Source organism: Akkermansia sp. NBRC 115031, from assembly GCF_030268505.1.
GTDB classification, from domain to species: Bacteria; Verrucomicrobiota; Verrucomicrobiia; order Verrucomicrobiales; family Akkermansiaceae; genus Akkermansia; species Akkermansia massiliensis.
In genome coordinates this window covers 15039-36509 of the sequence record NZ_BSQU01000007.1, presented here as the reverse complement: position 1 = coordinate 36509, position 21471 = coordinate 15039, and the positions used below count along the sequence as shown (strand labels likewise).

Below are 21471 nucleotides of genomic sequence, written 5' to 3'. Positions count from 1 at the left end.
CGCGGACAGGATGAACATACGCACAGGTCCTCATCGTGCCCCTTGTTAAAAATGCACGCATGCGGCGGCCCCTGCCTATGATTTTTCCAGGCTTTTGCCCAGGCTCGCGGATGAGCGGTCATCATCCCTTCCAAGCGAGACACCCACCATGGCAACAAGCATCATCAAGCGTTCCGGAAAAAAGGAACAATACCAGGGCTACAAAATTGAGGAAGCCGTCAAGAACGCGTTCCACAGCTCCGGCACCGCCTACAACCGTTCCATTTACGAAGAAGTGGAAGCCAAGCTGAGCCATCAGGACTGCGCGCATGTGGAAGAAATCCAGGACATGATAGAACGCGCCCTGTTCCGCTGCGGATACTTTGACACGGCCAAGACCTTCATCACCTACCGCTTCCTGCACAAAATGCAGCGCGAACAGCTCGGGGGCCTCTATTCCGGCAACACGTACGTGGACTGCAAGCAGACGGTGGAGGAATACATCGGCCAGAGCGACTGGCGCATCGCCGCCAACTCCAACACCACGTATTCCAACGCCGGCCTCATCAATAACACGGCGGGAAAGGTGATTGCCAACTACTGGCTGGACCAGGTTTATTCCGCACGGGAGGGGGCCGCCCACCGGGAAGGGGACTACCACATTCATGACCTGGACTGCCTGACCGGGTACTGCGCCGGGTGGAGCCTCCGCAACCTGCTCAACGAAGGATTCAACGGCGTGCGCAGCCGCGTGAACAGCAGGCCGCCGCGCCACTTCCGGGAAGCACTGGGCCAGATGGCCAACTTTCTGGGCATTCTGCAAAGCGAATGGGCCGGAGCCCAGGCCTTCAGCTCCTTTGACACCTTCCTGGCGCCTTACGCCTTCAAGGACCAGGCGGATTTCACGCGCATCAAGAAGGACATCCGCAGCTTCGTCTACAACCTGAACGTGCCCTCCCGCTGGGGGCAGTCCCCCTTCACCAACGTCACGATCGACTGGACCGTGCCGCGGGACCTGCGGGACCAGGCCCCCTTCAGCGGCGGGGAGCACCTCTTTGAAGGGGTGGAGGACCCGGGCCTGCTCTCCCTGGCGCGGGAACGCGGCGTGAACAAGCTGACAGAGCTGACCTACAAGCATTTCCAGAAGGAAATGAACCTGATCAACAAGGCCTTTTACGAGGTGCTCACGGAAGGGGACAGCACCGGGCAGCCCTTCACCTTCCCCATCCCCACCGTCAACATCACGGAAGACTTTGACTGGGAAGGGGAAAACGTGCCGCTCCTGTTTGAAAACGCCGCCAAGATCGGCTCCTCCTACTTCCAGAACTTCATCGGCAGCCAGTACACCGTGAATGAAAACGGGGAACGCGTGCCGGACGAACGGGCCTACAAGCCGGACGCCGTGCGCTCCATGTGCTGCCGCCTCCAGCTGGACCTGCGGGAGCTGCTCAAGCGCGGCGGCGGCCTCTTCGGCTCCGCGGAAATGACCGGCTCCATCGGCGTGGTGACCATCAACCTGGCCCGGCTGGGCTACCTGTTCAAGCAGAACCGGGAAGCACTGTTCGCCCGGCTGGGGGAACTGCTGGACCTGGCCAAATCCTGCCTGGAAAAGAAAAGGGCCTTCGTCCAGGAAATGTACGACCGCGGCCTGTACCCCTACACCAGGCGCTACCTGCCCACCTTCCGCAACCACTTCTCCACCATCGGGGTCAACGGCATGAACGAACTGCTGCGCAACTTCTCCAACGACTCGATGGACATCACCTCCGAGGAAGGCAGGACCTTTGCGGAGGAAATCCTGGAATTCATCCGCCTGCGCATGCAGGAGTACCAGGAGGAAACCGGCAACCTGTACAACCTGGAAGCCACCCCTGCGGAAGGCACCACCCACCGCTTTGCCCGGGAGGACCAGAAGCGCTATCCGGACATCCTCCAGGCCGGGCCCGTGGGGCAGCGTTACTACACGAACAGCTCCCAGCTCCCCGTGGACCACACGAGCGACCTGTTCCGTGCGCTCCAGCTCCAGGACGAACTCCAGTGCTGCTACACGGGGGGAACCGTCTTCCACATGTACATGAATGAAGCCATCAGCTCCCCGGAAGCCTGCCGGGACATCGTCCGCAAGGTGCTGACCCGCTTCCGCATGCCGTACCTGACCGTCACCCCGCTCTTCTCCGTCTGCGACAAGCACGGCTACCTGCGCGGGGAGCACCAGTACTGCCCCTTCTGTGATGAAGAGCTGCTCCACATCCACAGGCATGAATAACCCTCTTCAACCAACCGCCTCGTTTCAAAACCCAGCCATCAATACGACAATGACCAAACAGGAAATATTAAGCAAATACGCACAGGACCGTACCCGCTGCACCGTTTACACGCGCGTCATGGGCTATCACCGCCCTGTGGAAACCTTTAACGCCGGCAAACAGGGCGAGTTCCATGACCGCGTCCACTTTGTGGAACCGGACCGTCCCTGCTCCTGCTCCGCCCAAACGGAACAGCCGCGGTAATTTTCCCAATAACATATGCGAAGTCAATGGGAACGGGCCGGGGCATAGCGGACATCACGCCGCTCACCTTGCTGGATTTTCCAAACAAGGTGGCCTGCATCTTCTGGCTGAGAGGCTGTAACTTGTTTTGTCAGTACTGTTACAACGTCTCCCTGGTCAGAGGAACGGGCTCTCCTGCCGGAGACCGGACGGACTACCTTGATTTCCTCAGAGATCGGGTGGGATTTCTGGACGGGGTAGTCCTGTCCGGCGGCGAGTGCACGCTGTGTCCCGACCTTATCCCCATCTGCCGCGAGATACGGCAGCTAGGCTTCGCGATTAAAATAGACACCAACGGCACGAGGCCCGGCGTGGTGAAAGCGCTGGTGGAAGAGGGGCTTTGCGACTACATCGCCCTGGACTACAAGGCGCCCCCCGAACAATACGGCGCCGTCACCGGCAGGCCCGACCTTTTCCCCTCCTTTTCCGCAACTCTGGACTACCTGATCGCCTCCCAAACCGCCTTTGAAGTCAGAACCACCGTCCATCCCGATTTATTGACGGAAGATCACGTCAACAACATCATACGCGACTTGACAAAGCGCGGGTATGGGGGCAACTACTTCGTGCAAAATTTCTACCTGACCAAACAAACACTCAACTCTCTCCCCGCGCCGAGCCGGTTGTTTGACCGGACCAGGCTGGAGCCGGCCTCCATCCCCGTCCACTTCCGCAACTTCGAGTTCGCTCCGGGCAAAGTCTGACCCAGCCGACCATGTTCGACATCCTGCTCAACCACAACACCCTGGTTCTCTTTGGAATCATCTTCTTCGGCATCGCCCTCGGGAGCATTAAAATATACGGCCTGAACCTCGGCCTCTCCGGCGTTCTCTTCGTAGCGCTGGCCGCCGGCCACTACCGCCTGGCCATCCCCAACGGCGTGGGCCAGCTGGGCCTGGCGCTCTTTGTGTACTGCGTGGGCCTCAGCGCGGGCAACCGCTTCTTCTCCGCCATCGCCAAGCAGGGAAGCAAGCTCGCGGTCATGTCCGCCGTGATTGTAGGCATTTCAGCCCTCTTCACCTGCCTCTTCGGCATCTGGTTCAATGTTCCCGCGGGGATTTCCTCCGGCATCTTCGCCGGCGCGTGCACCAGCACCCCGGCCCTGGCGGCAGCCACGGAAAGCCTGCCGGGAGCCTCCGGCAGCGGCGTCAGCATCGGCTACGGCATTGCCTACCCGTTCGGCGTGGTGGGCGTGGTCCTCTTCGTCCAGCTTCTCCCGCGCCTGCTGCACTTTGACCTGAACAAGGAGGCCAAGGCCATGCACTCCAAGCAGGAGGCCAGCATCATCTCACGCTTGGTCCGCGTCACGCAGCCCAACCTGATCGGCCAGAACATTGCGGACTGCAAGCTGCTGGACGGCCTGCACTGCATGGTCACCCGCGTGGTGCGCAACGACAGGCTGATGCCGCTGACGCCGGAAGACACGTTCCGGGAGGGAACGGAAGTCCTCATCGTGGGCAACAGCGACACCATGCCGCATGACGTCGCCTTCCTAGGGGAAGTATGCGACAACCCCTACCCCATGGACTCCCAGAAGGAGCGCCGCAAGCTGATCCTGACCAACAAAAACTACGCCGGGCGCAAACTCCGCGATCTGAAAACCCTGCGAACGGACGGCGTGATCATCTCCCGCATCTCCCGCCTGGGCTTCACCTTCGTCCCCACGGGGGACACCACGCTGGAGCGCAATGACGTGCTGACCGTGGTGGGTTCTCCGGAAAACCTCACCAAGTACGGGGACAAAATAGGCCACCGCAGCCAGGACATGAACCAGACGGACCTTCTTTCCCTTGGGTTCGGCCTCTCGCTCGGCATCATTCTGGGGCTGGTCAACTTCAGTCTGGGTAACGGCCTGGGCATCTCCCTGGGGATTGCCGGCGGCCCGCTGATTGTGGCCCTGCTGCTCGGCCACTTCGGCCGCCTGGGCCCCATCGTGGGATACATCCCGCGCCCCACCCGCCTTCTTTTGCAGGACCTGGGCCTGGTCTTCTTCCTGGCTGACGCCGGCATCAAGGGCGGCGCGGACCTGGTCACCACCGTGGCTACGCATGGCGCGGCCGTGTTCATCATGGGCGTCATCGTCACCTGCTCCGGCATGTTCGCCGGTTACTTCGTGGGCATGAAGGTCTTCAAGATGAACATCCTGGAATGCCTGGGCGGCATCTGCGGTGGCATGACCTCCACCCCGGCCCTGGGCGCCATCGCCAGCAAGACGGACTCCCAGGCTCCCGTGGTCAGCTACGCCACCGCCTACCCCGTGGCCCTCATCCTGATGACCATCATTGCGAAGGTCATCATCCAGACTATCGGCGGCGTGGTGGGTGTCTAGGCCCTCCAGCAAACTCATAGAATCCTAATAAAAAATAAAGGCGGCAATAAAGAAATTTATTGCCGCCTTTATTTTAATATTTCATCTTAAAACAATCACGAAAACACTCGATTCAACTGAAAATCCGAAATGGATAACGCATTCCGCCATGTGCGCGCCGTTCATACCTGTCAATTTGCCCATCACGGGAAATCAATATCAGAATAGAGAATTGCCGCATGGCCAATGTATCCCAGTCCGAAGTGGAGCATCATCAGTCCAAAGACATCCCTGATGTCATCAAGGAAGGAAAAAAACCTTATGGAAAAACAATTGCAAGAAGATTGCAAAAACCATTAATAACCTGACAGAATCATGGAATCTGCATCAAAGATACTTGCTATAGCCATTTCCTGCACGCTGGGGTCCGTCAGCCAGATTGAAGCACAGGAAGAGAAGCCCCACCAACCAGACAGACAGCAGCAAGACGTTTCTCCTGAGCAGCAAGAAGAAAACAAGGATATCCCTACCATTACAAATCCTGCTGTTTTTGATGAGAAAGATTTGGATAAGCTTCTGGAAAAGCAACGGGAATATGTGAAAAAACATTATCCGGATTACCGAATTGTTGGAGAAGGTCAAGAACAGGATTATTTTGATAGCCGTCACTATTCGGAGTTTGACCTGAAAAACGAAGATGATGAATGGGTCATGATCATCCGATTCGATATCGAGGAAGCATATCAGGCCTACATGAAAAAGCATCAAAAAGAGATAGAACGGGAAGCGGCCAAACTAATCAAGCAGGGTGTCATTAAAATTGAATGATAAGCCGTTTCCTGTAAACAGAAGAAGCAATAACTAACAACCCGGTGTTGGAATACGCACGCCGTCTGTCAAACAGGCGGCGTGTGACCGTATAGATACTTGGCTTATTTTTCTAGAAAGAATGCTACCAATAGAGCGTGACATTTATCAGCTTGCTGATAGTGAGCAGCATGGGTCGAGGTCATGAAACCTCTCTTCTACCCTGAGCACCATCATTAGAGAGACGGGCTTTAGACTCTATGTGGTCATCATTCAAGTCGTCGCCGAGAGAAGGAACATATAAATCCTGCCAGGAACTTTCCGTCACTTATAGGCGAACTCCCTTCCGCAAGCGGAGCTCAATAAGAGCGACTTTCTTCTTTTTACCTTTTTCTCATCCATTTTTCAGTAATTCAGCTTTTCATCATGCCATAGCCCCCCTAATAAAGACGGAACTTATCTGACCATTTCTGTCACCTCCATGCAAACGGACTGGAAGGCATTTTTCCAGTTGATGCGGATTCCGAAGTCCATCAGGTAATCACCACCAAGCACCCGTTCATGGACGTTGGCCAGGGGGCCGTTTTCATCCAGGTTGATCTCCCTGACCAGGTATCTGGCGGCAGGATTCAAGCCTTTCAGGCGCAGGGGCGGCGGGGAATCCGCCAGCCATTTGTCCATCAGCCAGGCGAAGACGACGGCCCGTTTCTCATGAACGTACATCAGGGCGGCCACCCGGCTTTCATACGGGGAGGACAGGCGGTACAGATCCCCGAACTGGACCACGGGGCGGATGCGCTTGTATTCCGCCAGCGCCCGTTTGGAAAATTCCACTTCCTCCTTCGTCATGTCACGGGGCTGAAGCTCGAATCCCAGACGGCCCGACATGGCCACGTCAAACCGGAATTTGAGCGGCGTGACGCGCCCTGTCTGATGATTGGGGGAGGCCGTCACATGGGCGGCCATGGTGATGGCCGGGAACAAATGGCCTATGCCCCACTGCATGAACACGCGTTCACAGGCGTCCGTATTGTCGGACGTCCAGAATTCATGATGCCTCCGCATGGTCCCGTAGTCGGCGCGGCCTCCGCCGGAGGAGCATGCCTGAAACGTCACGGCCGGAAATTCCGCCGCCAGTGTATCCAGAATGCTTTCATAGCCGCGCACGTAGTCGATGGACAGGTTCCCCTGATGGCAGGCGTCCAGCCAGGGGGAGCCGGGATCGGAAATCTTGCGGTTGCAGTCCCACTTGACGTAGGAAATGCCCGGATGTTCTCCCAGCAGTTTCCGCATGGTTTCAAGAATGTATGCGCGCACGTCCGGATTGCTCAAGTCCAGCAGGTACTGGCTGCGTTCCAGCCTGTTTTCCCGGTGCGGAAGGCCGATGACCCATTCCGGATGCTTCTGATAAAGTTCCGAGCAGGGGTTCACCATTTCCGGCTCCACCCAGATGCCGAAGCGCATCCCCAGCTTTTCCGCCTGGCGGATCAGGCCTTCCAGCCCATGGGGCAGTTTAGCACGGTTTACCTGCCAGTCCCCCAGACCGGCCCGGGCGTCATTGCGCGGGAATTGGCCGCCAAACCAGCCGTCATCCAGCACGAAAAGCTCTATTCCCAAGTCCGCCGCACGTTTCATCATGCCGTGCAGCACTTTTTCCGTGAAGGTAAAGTACACTCCTTCCCATGAGTTCAGCAAAGTCAGCCGCTCCGTTCCGCCGCCGCGCAGGCCGTAGCGGCGCGCCCAGCGGTGGATGCGCCGGGAGGCTTCCCCCTTGCCGTTTCCACTGTGCGCCAGAATGAAGGGAGGCGTTTCAAATACTCCGCCGCCGTCCAGCAGATAGGGAGCGGGGGCCACGTCCAGCCCCGCCCCCGCAAAGAGGTAGTGATACGGGCTGTGGCGGAACCATATCCGGTAGTTGCCGGGCCACGCCAGCGCCCCCAGAACCACTTCCCCCGCGTCCTCCCGCGCCGGACCGTCCAGGGAGATGACGAAGCCGGGGCTTCCCTCCTGGGCGGCGCGGGTACCGGTTCCGGAAACCAGGGCAAGTTCATGCCCCCGCGCCACTTCCTCCTCGCTCATCAGGGATTCCCCGCCCCATGTGCCGCGGAAGCTGGTGACAAAGTAACGTTCCGCTCGCAAATTCAGTTGCGCGGACGCAGCGCGGTGCAGGCGGATGCCTTCCCTCCCCTCGTTCCGTATTACCGCCCATTGAAGGAAGGCGTCCGATTCCCGGTGGGAGCGCACGTGAATTTCCACCCGCACCGGGTAGGAAGGGTCCTTCCCGTAAAAGACGGCTTCTTCCCGGTCGTCATCCAGTTCCAGCACTTCCCATCCCTGGCATTCCAGGCGCAGGGAAAGAGTTCCGTCCGCCTGGGTCGCGCAAATGCAGTATTCATCCGACGCATTGGAAAGCCCCGTCACGGAGTCCGCCAGGGCGGAATACAGAAGAGGCGCATCCGCGGCGCTTTCCAGGGCATCCTCCGGTTCACGCAGCCGCGGTCCGTAATAGGCGCGGCGCACGCGGCCCTGTTCATCCCTGAACAGGGTCATCTGGGAGGAACGGGTCAGCAAATGAACGGAATCCGGAGTCATGGTCGGCAAATGGGGAAAGGGTAGGTCATTTTTTCCGGGCAGGCGCACGGCCGCCCCTGCCTTGTCCATTAATCCCTGCCCCGGACAGGGAAGTCAATGGCAAAATGGCAGGAGAGCCCGGGCGTTTCTCCTACTTTTTCCACAAACGGGAGGAAGGCCGGAATTTCATGGTGCTTGATTCATGCACAAACAGTTTGCTGCCGTTTTCCGGATGGCGTACCACGCGGGCACGCCGCCGCTTGATGCTGAACGAACCAAAGCCGCGGAATTTGACCAGTGAGCGCCTCAGGACCGACCGGGCAATCGTGTCCAGCACCGCGTTCAGCGCACGTTCCGCCTGCCTGGGGGTAACGCCGTCTCCCAGCTCCCGCTGAAGTTCCCTGACGAATTGTGTTTTATTCATAGGCCGCCCAGCATGATATGCCCCGTTCTCCCGGTAAAGCGGAGAAGGAACGCAGGCATTCCTGCCACCAGCCCCATACGGGGATGCCCTTCCGTTCCGGGCTGCAAGTTTCATCCTTGCCCCCCTCCGGCGGACCCATTAAGGTTCAGGGAAGATGTCTTCCCCCGCCGCCGGTGCTCCATTCCCGGAACGAGCTTTCAACGTGACCGCGTTGAAATGGAATACCTGCGCCTGGCTTCTGCTGCCCGTCCTGGTGTTCATGGCCTGGTGGATGCACTGGTATGTCTCTATCCCCCTCGCGGCCCTGATGGCCGCGGGACTGGCTCCCGGAAGGCGCAAGGAACTACCGGAAAGGGAATCCCTCCCCTCTTTTCCCCTGTTCAACCGGTCCTCGTTTCTTGTCCTGGGCGCATTCATCGCCCTGATGGTCCTGTCCGGATGGGGGGAATGGGTCAATCAGCACCCGGACCACATCGTCAGGAACGCCTGCCTTCGTGAATTGGTCGCCAGCCCGTGGCCCGTCGTTTTTCCGGATGGAGACGTCTTGATCTACAACACAGGGTTCTGGCTGGTTCCGGCCCTGGCAGGCAAAGTGGCTGGGCTGGGAGTTGCCCGGGCATTTGTCGTGCTGTGGGGTGCATGGGGCCTGTTTCTTGCCTGGCTGTGGCTCTGCGTTTTCTCCGGCCGCCGTTCCCTGCTGCTCGCCCTGCTGATGGTGATGTTCGGCTCCCTTCTGAATTTCCAATGCTGGCTGGGGCTGGATCTGTTCCGCCTGCATTACTTCGGCACGGCGGAACAGGTCATGTGCAGCGCAAACGCCTCCATCCCTGTCATGCTTTTTTTCATCTTCCTGGCTTCGGGACGCATGCCCCCGCACTGGATGCCCCTTTTGTTCGCGGCCACGGCCTTTTATTCTCCCCTCGCGGCCCTAGGGGGGCTGCCCCTGGCGGTCTGCCAGTGGCTCCGGCAATGGAAAGGCAGCCGCTCCCCCCGGCGCAGCCTGCTTCATCCCTCCTTTCCGGCAGCCGTCATGCTGGGGGCGTGCTTCCTTCTTTATTATGCGGCGGTAAACGCGCCGTCCTCCCATATGGGCTGGCGGCCTTTTTATACGCGGCCGGGGGATTTTCTGCTGGCAGGGACTTCCTTCCTGCTGTACGCCCTGTTCTGCTGGCGGGATTTCCGGCGGAATTCCCTCTTTATCTGTACGCTGGCAACCGGACTGCTGCTGCCCTTCTTTTACGTCAACGGAGACGTCAACGACCTGCTCTGCAAGGGGAGCGTTCCGGCGATGGCCTGTCTGCTCGCCTTTCTGGCCTCCACCTGGGCGCGGCATCCCCGTCTCCGGATATGGATATGGCTTCTGCTGGCGCTCGGATTGGCGCCCCGGTTCAATGTTCCCTATTACTGCTGTTCTTCCAGCGCCCTCCAGGAATTTCTGACGCCTTCTGCCTCATGCGCGGAGCCTTCCTCCTTTCCCTGCCGGGAATGGCGGCAGCTCACCTATGCGCCGCAGGCACGCCACCAGGATGAATGGGGCCGCACCATGCACCACCCCGGACACCGGTGGCATCCCTATTATTCCGGCACGCCGCGCCCATGGCTACGCTTCATTTACCGTTTTTGACGTAAAGAAAACAGTTGCGGAAAAACGCCCGGGAAATGAACATTCCGGATTCGCTCCTTTCTTCATGGGAGGGGTCCGAATGCTCAGGCGGTCTTTTGACCTTCCTTCTGGAAGTTTTTCCAGCATTCCTCGATAACCGCGGGCAGGGACTTGCCTTCCTTGTCCATATCCCCCTGGCTTACCATTTTCTTAATCATTTTTCCGGAAACGGGGTCCAGGATGATGACGGCGGGAGGCCCGAAAACGACATAGGGGGCCTTGGAGCCTATGCATCCTACTACTTTGCCCGCTTCCTCCGGAACGAACTGGAAGGTAAAGGAACCCGGTGTCCTTCCCGGAGCCTGCCTGGTATCCACCATCCAGAAGATGAATTTTTTGCCGGAGGCCCTCTTAAAAGCACGCTCCTTGATATGCTTGTCCGTAAAAATGTTGCAATACACGCACCAGGAAGACCCCGTCAGGTAGATGACCAGGGGAACCTTCTTGGCGATGGCCTCATTGCGCAGCTTGTCAAAGGCGGGACTGCCCGATTCATTCACGGCTGGAACGGGAGCCTGCTGCGCCAGGGCGGAAGCGGGAGCCAGCATGCCTGCCACGGCGGCGGCGCAAAGCACGGAAACGGCAAACTTGATCATATTACAGTAACCATAAGTCTCCCTGCGCAGAAGTCAAACTTCAAGATTCCGCCATTGCCATCATTTGCCGTTCAAGGTATATACATTCGCCATGCGCCATTCCAACCCCTATAACCGCAGGCACCCCTCACGGAATAAATGGCGCTTTGTTTTCTGGCTGTTCGTGGCGTTCCTGCTCCTGGGCGCAGCCCTGGTTTATTTTCACCCTGCGGAAGACTGGAAAACTGCGGACCGCAGCAGCAGCAGCCTGGCCCCTCTACCCGCTGAAGAACCGGAAGCCGTCGTCCAGGTTTATTCGGCACGCGCCTTCGGCTGGCGCAGGTATTTCGCCGTGCACACCTGGATAGCCGTGAAGGAGAAGAATGCCGGCTTTTACACCGTGTACCAGGTCATGGGCTACCAGCTTCCCTCCCGGGGAACCAGCGTTTCCATCGCGCGGGACATTCCGGACCGCAAATGGTTCGGCGCGGAGCCGGAATTGATTCAGGAATTGCGCGGAGCAGCGGCGGAAAAGGCCATTCCCGTCATCAGCCGCACGGCGCAGGATTACCCCTATGCCGATACCTACTGGATCATTCCCGGTCCCAACAGCAACACGTTCACCGCCGCGCTGATGAGGGAAGTGCCGGATCTGACGGTGGAGCTTCCGCCTCATGCGGTGGGGAAGGATTATCTGCCCGGCGGCATTGCCGGACGGACGGAAAGCGGCACGGGCATCCGCATCAATTTATGGGGTCTCGCCGGGTTCAGCCTGGGGCTGGCGGAAGGAGCGGAAGTCAGCCTGCTGGGCCTGAACGCAGGCTTTGACCTGTTGCGCCCCGCCCTTAAACTTCCGATGATCGGGCGCATAGGGCTGCCGGACGCTCCTGTGGGCTGGGACTGGTGGAGCGTCACGCTGCTTCTTTCCGCCGGAGGGTTCATCTTCTTCCGCATGCTCCGCCACATGCGCAGGAAGCGGAGGCAGGCGCACCGCATCCCCCACTTCCGCCATCCGCGGACAAAAACGAGCGAGCGCATTTGAGCCGCATGGTACGGAAGCCTTTTTCCCTTATTCCGTTCCCCGTACACGGGAAGAAGGGGAATAAAGCGGAAATTCGATTGCCAAGCGCGGATGAAGCTGTAAGAATCCGCGCCATGAAAAAGCTCCTGATCCGCTCCTGTCTGATTGCCGGGCTGGCCTGGACCGCTTCCTGCTCCTCCAACAAGGAAACGGCGCCTCAGGAACCCGCTCCCGCCCCAGCCGTTCAGCCGGAACAAACCACCGCGGCGGACCGCCCCGCCCCCTGGGCCCCGGCCCCGGTGAAACCGGCCATTCTTCCGGAGGATGAGAACGAGGAGTCTGTGCCGGGGCCAGCCGTATTGCCTGGCGACTTCCGCCCCGGGCTGCGCACCCCCCGGCTGCCGGAAACCCTGCTGTATGATCTGGACGGCAAGCTGATCACCCCCTCCACCCCGTAACCCTTTTCTTTTCCTTCACCATGACTGCTACCATTCCCAAGGGCTTCCACCCGGAACCTTTTTCCTACCATCAGGAGCTTGAACTGGACATTGACGCCCTTTCCAATGCGGGCGACGGCATCGGCCGTGTGGACGGCTGGGTGGTTTTCGTCCCCTTCGCCCTGCCGGGAGACCGCGTGAAGGCCCGCGTCTGGCGCAACGACAAGAATTATTCCTCCGCGGACCTGGTGGAAGTGCTTCACCCCAGCCCGGACCGCGTGGAGCCCGGCTGCCGCCTGTTCGGCACCTGCGGCGGATGCCAGTACCAGCATTTTTCCTACGACCGCCAGCTTCTCTGGAAAACCCGGCAGGTGGCGGACCTGCTCCGGTTGCAGGCAGGGCTGGAACTGCCCGTCAATCCGGCCATTGCCTCCCCCCGCCAATACCATTACCGCTCCAAGATTACGCCCCATTTTGACAAGCCCAGGGAAGCCAGCCGGCCGGCCATCGGCTTCCTGAAGGCAGGCTCCAGAAGGGAAGTGGTGGATGTGCCGCAATGCCCGATTGCCATGGAGTGCATCAACGAGGCCCTGCCCCTGGCCCGCAAGAGCGTTTACCAGGCCGCGGCCCGGTTCAAGCGGGGAGCTACCATTCTGCTCCGCGCCTCGGAAGGGACCGTCATTACCAATAACAACGCCGTGGCCTGCGAGCGCGTGGGCGGTCTGGAATTTCATTTTTTGGCGGGAGATTTTTTCCAGAACAATCCTTTCATTCTTCCGCTTTTTACGGACTACGTGGCCCAACAGGCGAGCATGGACGGGGAGGAGTTCCTGGTGGACGCCTATTGCGGTTCCGGCCTGTTTGCCTTAAGCCTGGCGAATAAGTTCAGGAAGGTGCTGGGCGTGGAGGTCAGCGAGACTTCCGCGGACTGGGCGCGCAGCAATGCCCGCAGCAACGGGATTGAACATGCGGAATTCCTGGCGGCGGACGCCGGAGCCATTTTCGCCCAGGTGGATTTCCCCGCGGAAAAAACCGCCGTGGTAATCGACCCTCCCCGCAAGGGATGCAGCATGGAGTTCCTGACCCAGTTGTTCGCCTTCAGCCCCGGAAAAGTGGTGTACGTTTCCTGCAATCCCGCTACGCAGATAAGGGACCTGGCGGAGTTTGACAAGGCCGGGTACGCCGTCACCTCCGTCCAGCCCTTTGACCTGTTTCCCCAGACCAAGCACCTGGAATGCGTGGTCACCCTGAAAAAGAACATCTGATCTTCTCCATGCCCAAGCTTTACATCAAAACCTACGGCTGCCAGATGAACGAGCGGGACTCCGAGCAGGTGGCCCGCATGTTCGTGCAGAAAGGCTATACCATGACGGACCGCGAGGATGAGGCGGACGTGATCCTGTTCAATTCCTGTTCCATCCGGGAGCAGGCGGAACAGAAGGCGCTGGGGAAGATGGGCCTTCTGTCCAAGCAGCAGCGGCACCGTCCGCACGTGGTGTACGGCATGATGGGCTGCATGGCCCAGAGCAGGAAGGATGAATTATTCAAGGAACTGCCGCGCCTGGACCTGGTGATAGGCACCCAGAAGTACCACCGCGTGTTTGAGCATGTGGACGGCATTCTGCGCGCGCGCCAGGAACGCCGCATGGATGAATTGCAGACCGCTTTTTCAGGCACTCACGTGTGCGACGTGGCGGATGAGGAGGATTCCCAGAACCGCATCCGGGACCACCTGAATCCCGGCGCGCGCTCCACGGCGTATGTCTCCATCATGCAGGGGTGTGAAATGAAGTGCGCCTACTGCATCGTCCCCTACACCCGCGGCAAGGAACGCAGCCGCCCCGTCCGGGACGTGGTGGACGAGGTGAAGATGCTGGTGGACGCCGGCGTGAAGGAAGTCACCCTGCTGGGCCAGATCGTCAACCGGTACGGCAGGCAGATGGAAACGGCGGACGGCAAGGGCGGCTTCGTCCAATTGCTGGAAGCCGTGCATGAGGTGGAAGGCCTCCGGCGCATCCGCTTCGTTTCCCCCCATCCCATCGGCTTCCGGCAGGATCTGGTGCAGGCATTCACCTACCTGCCCAAGCTGTGCAGCCACATCCATTTCCCGATGCAGAGCGGCAGTGACCGCATCCTGAAAATGATGCGCAGGCCGTACAGGAATGAAACCTACCTGGACCTTTGCGCCCGGATGAAGCAGGCTCGCCCGGATTTGTCCATCACCACGGACATCATCGTAGGCTTCCCCGGAGAAACGGAGGAAGACTACCTGCTGACCCGGCAGGCCGTGGAACGGGTCCAGTTTGACAACGCCTTCATTTTCCGCTACTCCCCGCGCCGCGGCACTCCCGCCGCCGCCATGGAAGAACAAATTCCGGAGGAAGTGAAGGAAGCGCGCAACCAGGACCTGCTGGCCGTGGTCAATGAAATAGCCATCCGGAAAAACCGGGAACTGGTCGGCACCGTTCAGGAAGTCCTTCTGGAAGGGCCGTCCAAAACGAATGAAGCGCGCCTCTCCGGACGCACCTCCCAGAACAAGCCCGTGATGGTGGATGCCGCCCCGGACCTGACGGGAGAGCTTCTGCCCATCCGCATTGAAGAAAGCACGGGGTTTACCCTGTACGGCGTCCCATGCCCTTCCAGGGGATGATTTGAACGCCTTCCTCTTCCACCCGCAAATAGATGGCTCCGGTTTCCGGGAGACGGTACACGGCCGTTCCCTCCGGCACGGGGCATTCATGCTCCGTGGTGAAAATGACCGCGCGGGCGCCCGTGGCCCTGATCCACGCGGCGCTGTCCACCGGATCGCGCGGATGGTGCCCGATGACCAGCACATCCGCCCGCGGCGCTATTGCCGCCCGCGCCAGGGAGGAAAACCCGGCATTCCCTATCATCAGGACGAACCGCCCGCGGCATTTCCACGCCAGCACCCGGTTCCGGTCCTGATGGATTCCCGTGGACAACGGTACGGGAAAATCTTCCAGAACAAGTTCATTTCCAGGGCGGAACCTCCATTGCCGAACGGGACATTCCGCATCCGCTGCGCCCCAGTTCCGGATTCCGGGATATTCCTTCGCCAGCGCTTCCACTCCGGCGCGCTCCGCCCTGCCGTTCCCGGAAGCCAGCACGCCGCAAGGCCGGATACCACGCGCCTTCAATACGGGAAGAAGGGTGTACCGGACCGCATTTTCCGTTCCTGCGGCCACGACCAGCGCGGGATTGGAGATGACCGCGGACCAAGCGTCCTTCTGCAACGGAACGATGACCGCTTCATTTTCCCCGGCAGGAGGTGCGGAAGAAAGATAGCTGCACGGCAGGGAAGCCACTCCCCCGGCTACCGCCAGCATGACGGAGGCCATCCAGGAAGCCGCCGTATTGCAGACGCATAAAATCCACGGGCACCACGCGAACACCAGCCCGAACAGGGAGACGCCCATGAGCGGAAAAACGAGCACGCTCAAGCACAAATTGGTCAGGGGAGCGTACAGGTTCCAGGTGCCGAAGTGCCATGCCGTCAGGGGAATGGACATCAGCCACGCCCCCACGGAAATGAGCAGCGCGCCGCGGAACGCTTTTTCCAGGCGTACAAGGCCTTTTTCCCGCGCATTGTAAATCCGGGAAGGAATGAACGGGTCCGGAGCCCACAGGGGCCTTTCCCGGATGCTCCATCCTGCCAGGCAGACAATCACGGCGAAGACGCAGAAGGAGAGCTGGAACCCCGGCTGGAAAACCTGGAGCGGGTCCATCAGGCAAAGGAGGATGAAAGCCAGCGCCAGAATATTGGCCGGATGCCCCTTCCGGCGCAGCACGGACGCCAGCAGCCAGACCGCCGCCATGATGAAGGCCCGCAGGGCGGAGGCGGACATCCCGGTCACAAACACGTACACCGCCAGCAACGGAATGCAGGCCAGCCGCGCCGCACGGGGGCGCACGTACAACAGCCTCAGCATTCCCAGAACCAGCATGGCTTCCACCCCCACATGCATGCCGCTGACGGCGAACACGTGCATGCAGCCGCTTTCCAGAAACTTCGCCATCGTTTCCGGCCTCGCGTCCGTCTTGTCCCCCAGCACGGCGGAAACCATCACCTGCCGGGCCTCGTCATTCGGCGGCGCGCCTTTCCTCAGCAGGCCTGCGGCCTCCTCCCGGAGCCGCAGGGAAAACGCCCGGAGGCGGCTGCGCCAGTCGCCAAGCCCCACCCGGCAGGCGTCATCCAGCCGAACCCCGGCAATAACGCCGTGCAGGTATCCCCACCGCTCCCGGTCAAAGATGCCGGGGCCGCACGGGGCCCGGAGCGGATATGTCTCTCCCTCAATCCGGTACCGTTCCCCTACTGCCAGGGGGCATTCCCCGCCACGGGAGGAAACTGCGTACAGCCACCGGGAACCGTCCGGGCGGAACAGCACGGACTTTCCGGAAACGGCGTTAACGGAACCCTCCATGGCGACAGTCCTTCCCGCCTCTACGGGAACATTCCCGTATTCCCGGTCATACGCCAGCAGATGCATGGCCGCCCACACCGCCAGGGCAATGGCCAGCAGGCTCATGGAAGGAGCCCGGAACAGGCAGGGCAATAGCGCCCAGCAGAGGCAGAGGCCCCAGAACCAGGGGGAAACGTCCACCGCCGCGCATGCGCACAGCATGGCGAGAGCGGGAGCCAGCAGGGGAGCCGCGGCCATGGTCCGTTCCAGCCACGGTCGCCGCAGGTGGCGCTCCTGTTCCATCCGGGGAAAAACTTACTGCATGGCGTCCGCTCCGTCCCGTTCCAGGGGAAGAACGGAAGGCAGCGGAAGAACGACGTTGGCAGGCAGGGGGGCCTTGCGCTGGAGCACCTTGGGAGCCAGCGCCTCGCTCGTCTCATAGGCGCCGCGGAACATCTCCAGCTTGGCGTCCAGATTGTCAATGTAATGCAGGGCCACCGCCTCCGGGGTCTTGGGGAACACGGGGGAGCCGAAGGCCAGTTCCCCGTGGTGGGAGGCGATCAGGTGCAGCAGGTGCATGCGCACGTCCGGGGAGGCGGGGTCCAGCGTCTTCCAGGATTCCGCTTCCGGAAGGGCCATGATGCGCTTCCACAGATTGTTGACCAGTTCAATGCCCAGCGGAATGTGGCCCAGCAGTTCCCCGGCTTCCGAATAGGGCATCGTGAAATCCTCCTTCGGGTAGCAGTTTTCCCACAGCTTCCCGCAGTCGTGAAACAGGCATCCGGCCAGCAGGAGATCGCGATTCAGCTCCGGATTCGCCTGGCAGACGGCAGAGGCCGTGCGCATCATTCCCGCCACATGCTCCACCAGTCCGCCGCGGCGGGCGTGATGGTAAGTGCGGGCGGCGGCGGCGCGCTGGAGGCGTTCCCCGAACTGTTCGATGAATTCAATGCACAGGGCGCGAATGCGCGGATCATTCATGCCCTTGATGAGCACGCAAATCTCCTTCAGGTCCGCCTCCTGCTTCTTCTTCAAGGTTCCGGACCCGGCCAGGAAGCTTTCCTTCTCCTGTTCGTCCAGCAGCCGCACTTCCAGATCGGCCGCTTCCATGCCGAAGCCCCCCTTGGTCCACTGGCCGCGCAGGCTCACGAAACTGCGGAGAGGCAGGGCTGCCAGCGTGCGGAACCAGGGCTTGTCCTCCCACACCTTCAGTCCCATCGTCCCTTCCGCATCGGCAAAAGACACGTCCAGATACGGCTTGTTGCTCTTGGTCATCTTCTGCGCGCACTGGGCGATCTGGGCAAAAACTTCCGCTTCCACCTGGCCCTCCGCGGCCAGCTTGCCCAACTCCATGAGACTGACTTGTTCCATGCGGGCCATCTTGCCTCGCTTCCCTCCATCCGTCAAGAAAACGCCGGAGGACTACGATGATAAAAAAAGGAAACCGCTTATTTTTCCAATACTCCCAACTCGGCAACGGCAACATGGCTGCCTTCCACTGCCCGCTTGCCTACAAAACGCAGGTAACGGGCTTTCACGGGCGTCTCCAGGTCAATCCGCTGCGGAACGGGATTGGCGCGGATATTGGAAAACTCTCCCTCCGCGGCGGGAGCTCCCCAATCGTTCCCGTCCGCACTCAGGTAGACGGCGTAGCGGTCAACCGTCCCCTTTGCGGAATCCTTGCGGGGCGTGTAGATGACGGCGGCAACGTTGACCGGACGCCCCATGTCGATTTCCAGCGCCTGCGGAGGAGCTATTTCCCCCTGGGCGGCATGCGTATGCCAGAGGGTGGAGGGGTCGCCGTCTATGGCCAGCTCCGGAGCGGCGGCGCTTCTTTCCCCGGCCGCCACCTTCCAGTGCCGCGTGGGGACGGGGATGATCTGCGCGGTTACGGAAGACCTTCTGCCGCGGTATTCGCCCACCGCCTTCACCGTCCCCCCGGCAGGGAGAAGGAAAGGCTCCCTGTACACGGCGGACTGCGGGCCGGGGTCCGTTCCGTCCGTGGTGTACCTGGTCACCACGCCCTCCGGGGATGCCAGGGTCACCCGGCCATCGCGGTCGTAATTCACTGCCGGAGCATTCAGGATAACAGGGTACTTCCACAGGGAAACCTCGCACAAGGCCGGAACGGCCCGGGACTCTTCCAGCACCACGCGCACTTCACCCGCCGTCACGGGCCTGCCCTTCAAAAGAACCCTGGCTCCTATGCTGGAACCTTCCGTCCATTTGCTCCAACGGCCGTTTTCACGCACCTCCACGCGGAACTTGCTCACCCTCTGCCCCAGTTGGACGGGTTCCGCCAGCCGGATGACGTCAAACGCCGCAGGTTCCGGCAATTTCAACGCCAGGCAGGGATTTTTATCTTCCGGAGCGGCCGCCCAGTACGTCGCCCGCTTCCGGTCCAGAACCTGTTCCGGGCCGTGCCCCTTCCACGAGGAGGAGGAATCCGCCCGTGCCCCGGAAGCGAAGTTGCGGGAATACAGTTCATTCAGCAGCGCACGGAAACCCGCCAGGGACTTTTTATCCTCTTCATGAATGCGGCCGCGGCGGTCCGGCGGCACGTTCAGATTCAGGTTGGCCCCTCTGCCCACGCTGTCAAAGTACAGCTTCAGCAGATTCTCCGGTGTCCGGACGCGGGAATTCTCATGCTCATGCCAGAACCAGCCGGGACGGATGGAAACATCCACTTCCGCGGGAATCCAGTACTTGCCGTCCACGGTGCCTTCCGTGCCCAACTGGTAGCGCACGGTGCCGGGCGCGGGTTCCGTCCCGGCTTGTAGCGGAACGGGGGTGTACGTGGCCCAGCAGGGATAGCCCGCATAACCGCTTTCGTTCCCCACCCAGCGGGCGCCCGGCCCCACGTCGGAAAATATCACCGCTCCGGGCTGCTGTTTCTTCAGTTCCCTCCACGTCTTCTTCCAGTCGTAATACGTGCTCCGGTCAATGGAGCGCTTCTCCCGCGCTCCACCGTAATAGCCGTCCCCTCCGTTCGCTCCGTCAAACCACGCCAGGAAAACGGGGCCGTATCCCGTGGACAATTCCTTCAACTGCTCACGGTACATTTTGATATATTCTGGCGTTCCGTAGGAGGAAGCGTTGCGGTCCCACGGAGACAGATAAATGCCGAACCTGACGCCGTACTTTTTGCACGCGCGGGAAACCTCCTTCACCACATCGCCCTTCCCCTGCTTCCACGGGGAGGCCGCCACGCTGTGCCGGGTGGTCTTCGTGGGCCACAGGCAGAAACCGTCATGGTGCTTGCAGGTCAGCACCACTCCCTTGAACCCGGCGTCCGCCAGCGTCTTTACGATTTCATCCGCATTGAAATCGGAAGGATTGAACAGCTCCGGCTTTTCGTCGCCATAACCCCATTCCTTCCCGGTAAAGGTATTGATGGTGAAATGGATGAAGGCATACATCTCCATGTCGTGCCATGCCAGTTGAGCCGGAGAAGGAACAGGCTTCAACGGGGGAACTCCATTCTTCACTTCCGCTTCCGCCAACCCGGCGGCCAGCATGCAGGTTCCCAGAAGGGCCGGGGCTAACTGATTCAATCTTCTCATCAAATGCATAACTAACGTTCGGAACTATATACGCTCCGGGCATCCTGTTCTTTCAGACGACTCTACGAGTTGAAACCGTACCGCCCGCCGAAGATGACCTGTTTCCCGCAATCGCGGGAGAAACGGGGCGCCTGCGCTTTTTTCCTTTTCCGCCCATCAGGAATTATGGAGCAATCAATATATTGAACACGTATCCGGACAGAATGATAAACGCCGTCACTGTTCCGAAGAAAATCCAGATCAGCTTCCAGGTCATCACCTTCTTCAGAAGGGCCGCCTCCGGCACGGAAAGCCCTACCGTCGCCATCATGAACGCTATCGCCGTGCCGATCGGAACGCCTTTCGCCACAAACACCTGGATCACCGGAACTATCGCCGCCGCATTCGCATACATCGGAACCGCGCAAATTACCGCAACCGGCACCGCCCACCAATGCTCCCGGCTCATGGACGCTTCAAAAAATCCCTCCGGCACATAGCCGTGCACCGCCGCTCCCATGGCGATGCCGATCACCACATACAGCGCCACTCCCTTTACGATTTCCCACGCATCATGCATGATGACGGCCCATCTCTTCCGGAACGGCGTCCCCTTCCGCTCCCACGCGCCGCTTTCCTCCCCGGACTGGACAAGCAGCCCCCGTATCCAGGGGGACAGATAGCGTTCCAGCCTGAACCTCTCCAGCACAGCCCCTCCCATCATCCCCAGCAAAATGCCGGAGACCGCATAAATCACCGTGATCTTGACCCCGAACGCCCCCAGGAACAGGGCGATGGCAACCTCATTCACCAGAGGCGATGTGATCAGGAAGGCAAACGTCACGCCCAGCGGAATCCCTCCTTTCACAAAGCCGATAAACAGGGGAATGGAGGAACATGAACAGAACGGCGTGACCGCCCCGAACAGGGCGGCGAAAAAATACTGAAACCCGTAGAGCTTCTTTGTCGTCAAAAACACGCGGATGCGTTCCACCGGGAAATAGGCGTTCACCACGCCCATGAAAAGACTGATCGCGTACAGCAGGAAGAGGATCTTCACCGTGTCGTACACGAAGAAGTTGACCGCCTCCCCCAGACGGGTATGGGGTGTGAACTCCAACACCCCGTAAACCAGCCAGTCGGCAAAATCCTGAATCATAACCGGGAAGAATTC

18 protein-coding genes are annotated in these 21471 nt (G+C 60.1%); 11 read left to right on the top strand and 7 right to left on the bottom strand.

All coding sequences use genetic code 11. From position 1 onward, the window contains the following. The first annotated feature begins 148 nt into the window (after positions 1–148). The 6 genes from QSJ36_RS10020 to QSJ36_RS09995 all read left to right on the top strand — a co-directional run bounded on the left by QSJ36_RS10020 (position 149) and on the right by QSJ36_RS09995 (position 5664). Positions 149–2245, top strand: a complete 2097-nt coding sequence (locus tag QSJ36_RS10020) for a ribonucleoside triphosphate reductase (RefSeq protein ID WP_102730182.1) — start codon at positions 149–151, stop codon at positions 2243–2245. Positions 2246–2294: 49 nt separating this feature from the next. Further along, positions 2295–2489, top strand: coding sequence for an anaerobic ribonucleoside-triphosphate reductase (nrdD, locus tag QSJ36_RS10015; protein WP_102722206.1), 195 nt, complete (start codon positions 2295–2297; stop codon positions 2487–2489). 26 nt (positions 2490–2515) lie between these two features. Then, positions 2516–3232, top strand: a complete 717-nt coding sequence (locus QSJ36_RS10010) for an anaerobic ribonucleoside-triphosphate reductase activating protein (protein ID WP_102722205.1) — start codon at positions 2516–2518, stop codon at positions 3230–3232. Positions 3233–3243: 11 nt separating this feature from the next. Beyond that, positions 3244–4857: a TrkA C-terminal domain-containing protein gene (locus tag QSJ36_RS10005; protein WP_285468612.1), complete on the top strand. Its 1614-nt coding sequence runs from the start codon at positions 3244–3246 to the stop codon at positions 4855–4857. A gap of 218 nt (positions 4858–5075) precedes the next feature. After that, the gene (locus QSJ36_RS10000) at positions 5076–5204 is read left to right on the top strand and encodes a hypothetical protein (protein ID WP_257995647.1); all 129 of its coding nucleotides are present in this window, start codon (positions 5076–5078) and stop codon (positions 5202–5204) included. A 7-nt stretch (positions 5205–5211) separates the two neighbouring features. Then, positions 5212–5664, top strand: coding sequence for a hypothetical protein (locus QSJ36_RS09995; protein ID WP_102730185.1), 453 nt, complete (start codon positions 5212–5214; stop codon positions 5662–5664). Positions 5665–6099: 435 nt separating this feature from the next. Here the strand turns inward: QSJ36_RS09995 and QSJ36_RS09990 are convergent, their stop codons facing one another. Both QSJ36_RS09990 and QSJ36_RS09985 read right to left on the bottom strand, forming a co-directional pair. Beyond that, positions 6100–8235 carry an alpha-galactosidase gene (locus tag QSJ36_RS09990; RefSeq protein WP_285468611.1) on the bottom strand — a complete coding sequence of 712 codons (2136 nt, stop codon included), beginning with the start codon at positions 8233–8235 and terminating at the stop codon, positions 6100–6102. A 130-nt stretch (positions 8236–8365) separates the two neighbouring features. Further along, on the bottom strand, positions 8366–8638 hold the full coding sequence (locus QSJ36_RS09985; protein WP_180971002.1) for an HU family DNA-binding protein: 273 nt from the start codon (positions 8636–8638) through the stop codon (positions 8366–8368). Positions 8639–8840: 202 nt separating this feature from the next. On the opposite strand from QSJ36_RS09985, the gene QSJ36_RS09980 reads away from it, so the two are divergent. Continuing rightward, positions 8841–10262, top strand: a complete 1422-nt coding sequence (locus QSJ36_RS09980) for a hypothetical protein (RefSeq protein WP_285468610.1) — start codon at positions 8841–8843, stop codon at positions 10260–10262. An 83-nt stretch (positions 10263–10345) separates the two neighbouring features. On the opposite strand, the gene QSJ36_RS09975 is transcribed toward QSJ36_RS09980, so the two are convergent. Next, entirely contained in the window at positions 10346–10897 is a 552-nt protein-coding gene (locus tag QSJ36_RS09975) for a thioredoxin family protein (protein ID WP_102722200.1), read from the bottom strand. 91 nt (positions 10898–10988) lie between these two features. On the opposite strand from QSJ36_RS09975, the gene QSJ36_RS09970 reads away from it, so the two are divergent. The 4 genes from QSJ36_RS09970 (at position 10989) to miaB (ending at position 14984) form a co-directional block, all read left to right on the top strand. Beyond that, a complete protein-coding gene (locus QSJ36_RS09970) occupies positions 10989–11918 on the top strand; it encodes a DUF3750 domain-containing protein (RefSeq protein WP_285468608.1) in 930 nt (309 codons plus the stop codon). Positions 11919–12031: 113 nt separating this feature from the next. Beyond that, complete coding sequence (locus QSJ36_RS09965) at positions 12032–12355, top strand: hypothetical protein (protein ID WP_285468606.1); 324 nt, start codon at positions 12032–12034, stop codon at positions 12353–12355. A gap of 20 nt (positions 12356–12375) precedes the next feature. Further along, positions 12376–13599, top strand: a complete 1224-nt coding sequence (locus tag QSJ36_RS09960; RefSeq protein ID WP_253232185.1) for a class I SAM-dependent RNA methyltransferase — start codon at positions 12376–12378, stop codon at positions 13597–13599. Between the two features lie 8 nt (positions 13600–13607). Continuing rightward, positions 13608–14984 (top strand): tRNA (N6-isopentenyl adenosine(37)-C2)-methylthiotransferase MiaB, encoded by a 1377-nt coding sequence (gene miaB / locus QSJ36_RS09955; RefSeq protein WP_345783939.1) that lies wholly within the window; start codon positions 13608–13610, stop codon positions 14982–14984. Here miaB and QSJ36_RS09950 read toward each other — a convergent pair. From QSJ36_RS09950 to QSJ36_RS09935, 4 genes are all read right to left on the bottom strand, one after another. Further along, entirely contained in the window at positions 14947–17058 is a 2112-nt protein-coding gene (locus tag QSJ36_RS09950) for a ComEC/Rec2 family competence protein (RefSeq protein WP_285468603.1), read from the bottom strand. The two genes, miaB and QSJ36_RS09950, sit on opposite strands and share 38 nt — an antisense overlap. Positions 17059–17070: 12 nt before the next feature. Continuing rightward, positions 17071–18126, bottom strand: a complete 1056-nt coding sequence (locus QSJ36_RS09945) for an HD domain-containing protein (protein WP_285468601.1) — start codon at positions 18124–18126, stop codon at positions 17071–17073. Between the two features lie 77 nt (positions 18127–18203). After that, the gene (locus tag QSJ36_RS09940; protein ID WP_285468600.1) at positions 18204–20309 is read right to left on the bottom strand and encodes an alpha-L-fucosidase; all 2106 of its coding nucleotides are present in this window, start codon (positions 20307–20309) and stop codon (positions 18204–18206) included. 172 nt (positions 20310–20481) lie between these two features. Continuing rightward, positions 20482–21456, bottom strand: coding sequence for a permease (locus QSJ36_RS09935; protein ID WP_102722194.1), 975 nt, complete (start codon positions 21454–21456; stop codon positions 20482–20484). Positions 21457–21471 lie beyond the last annotated feature (15 nt).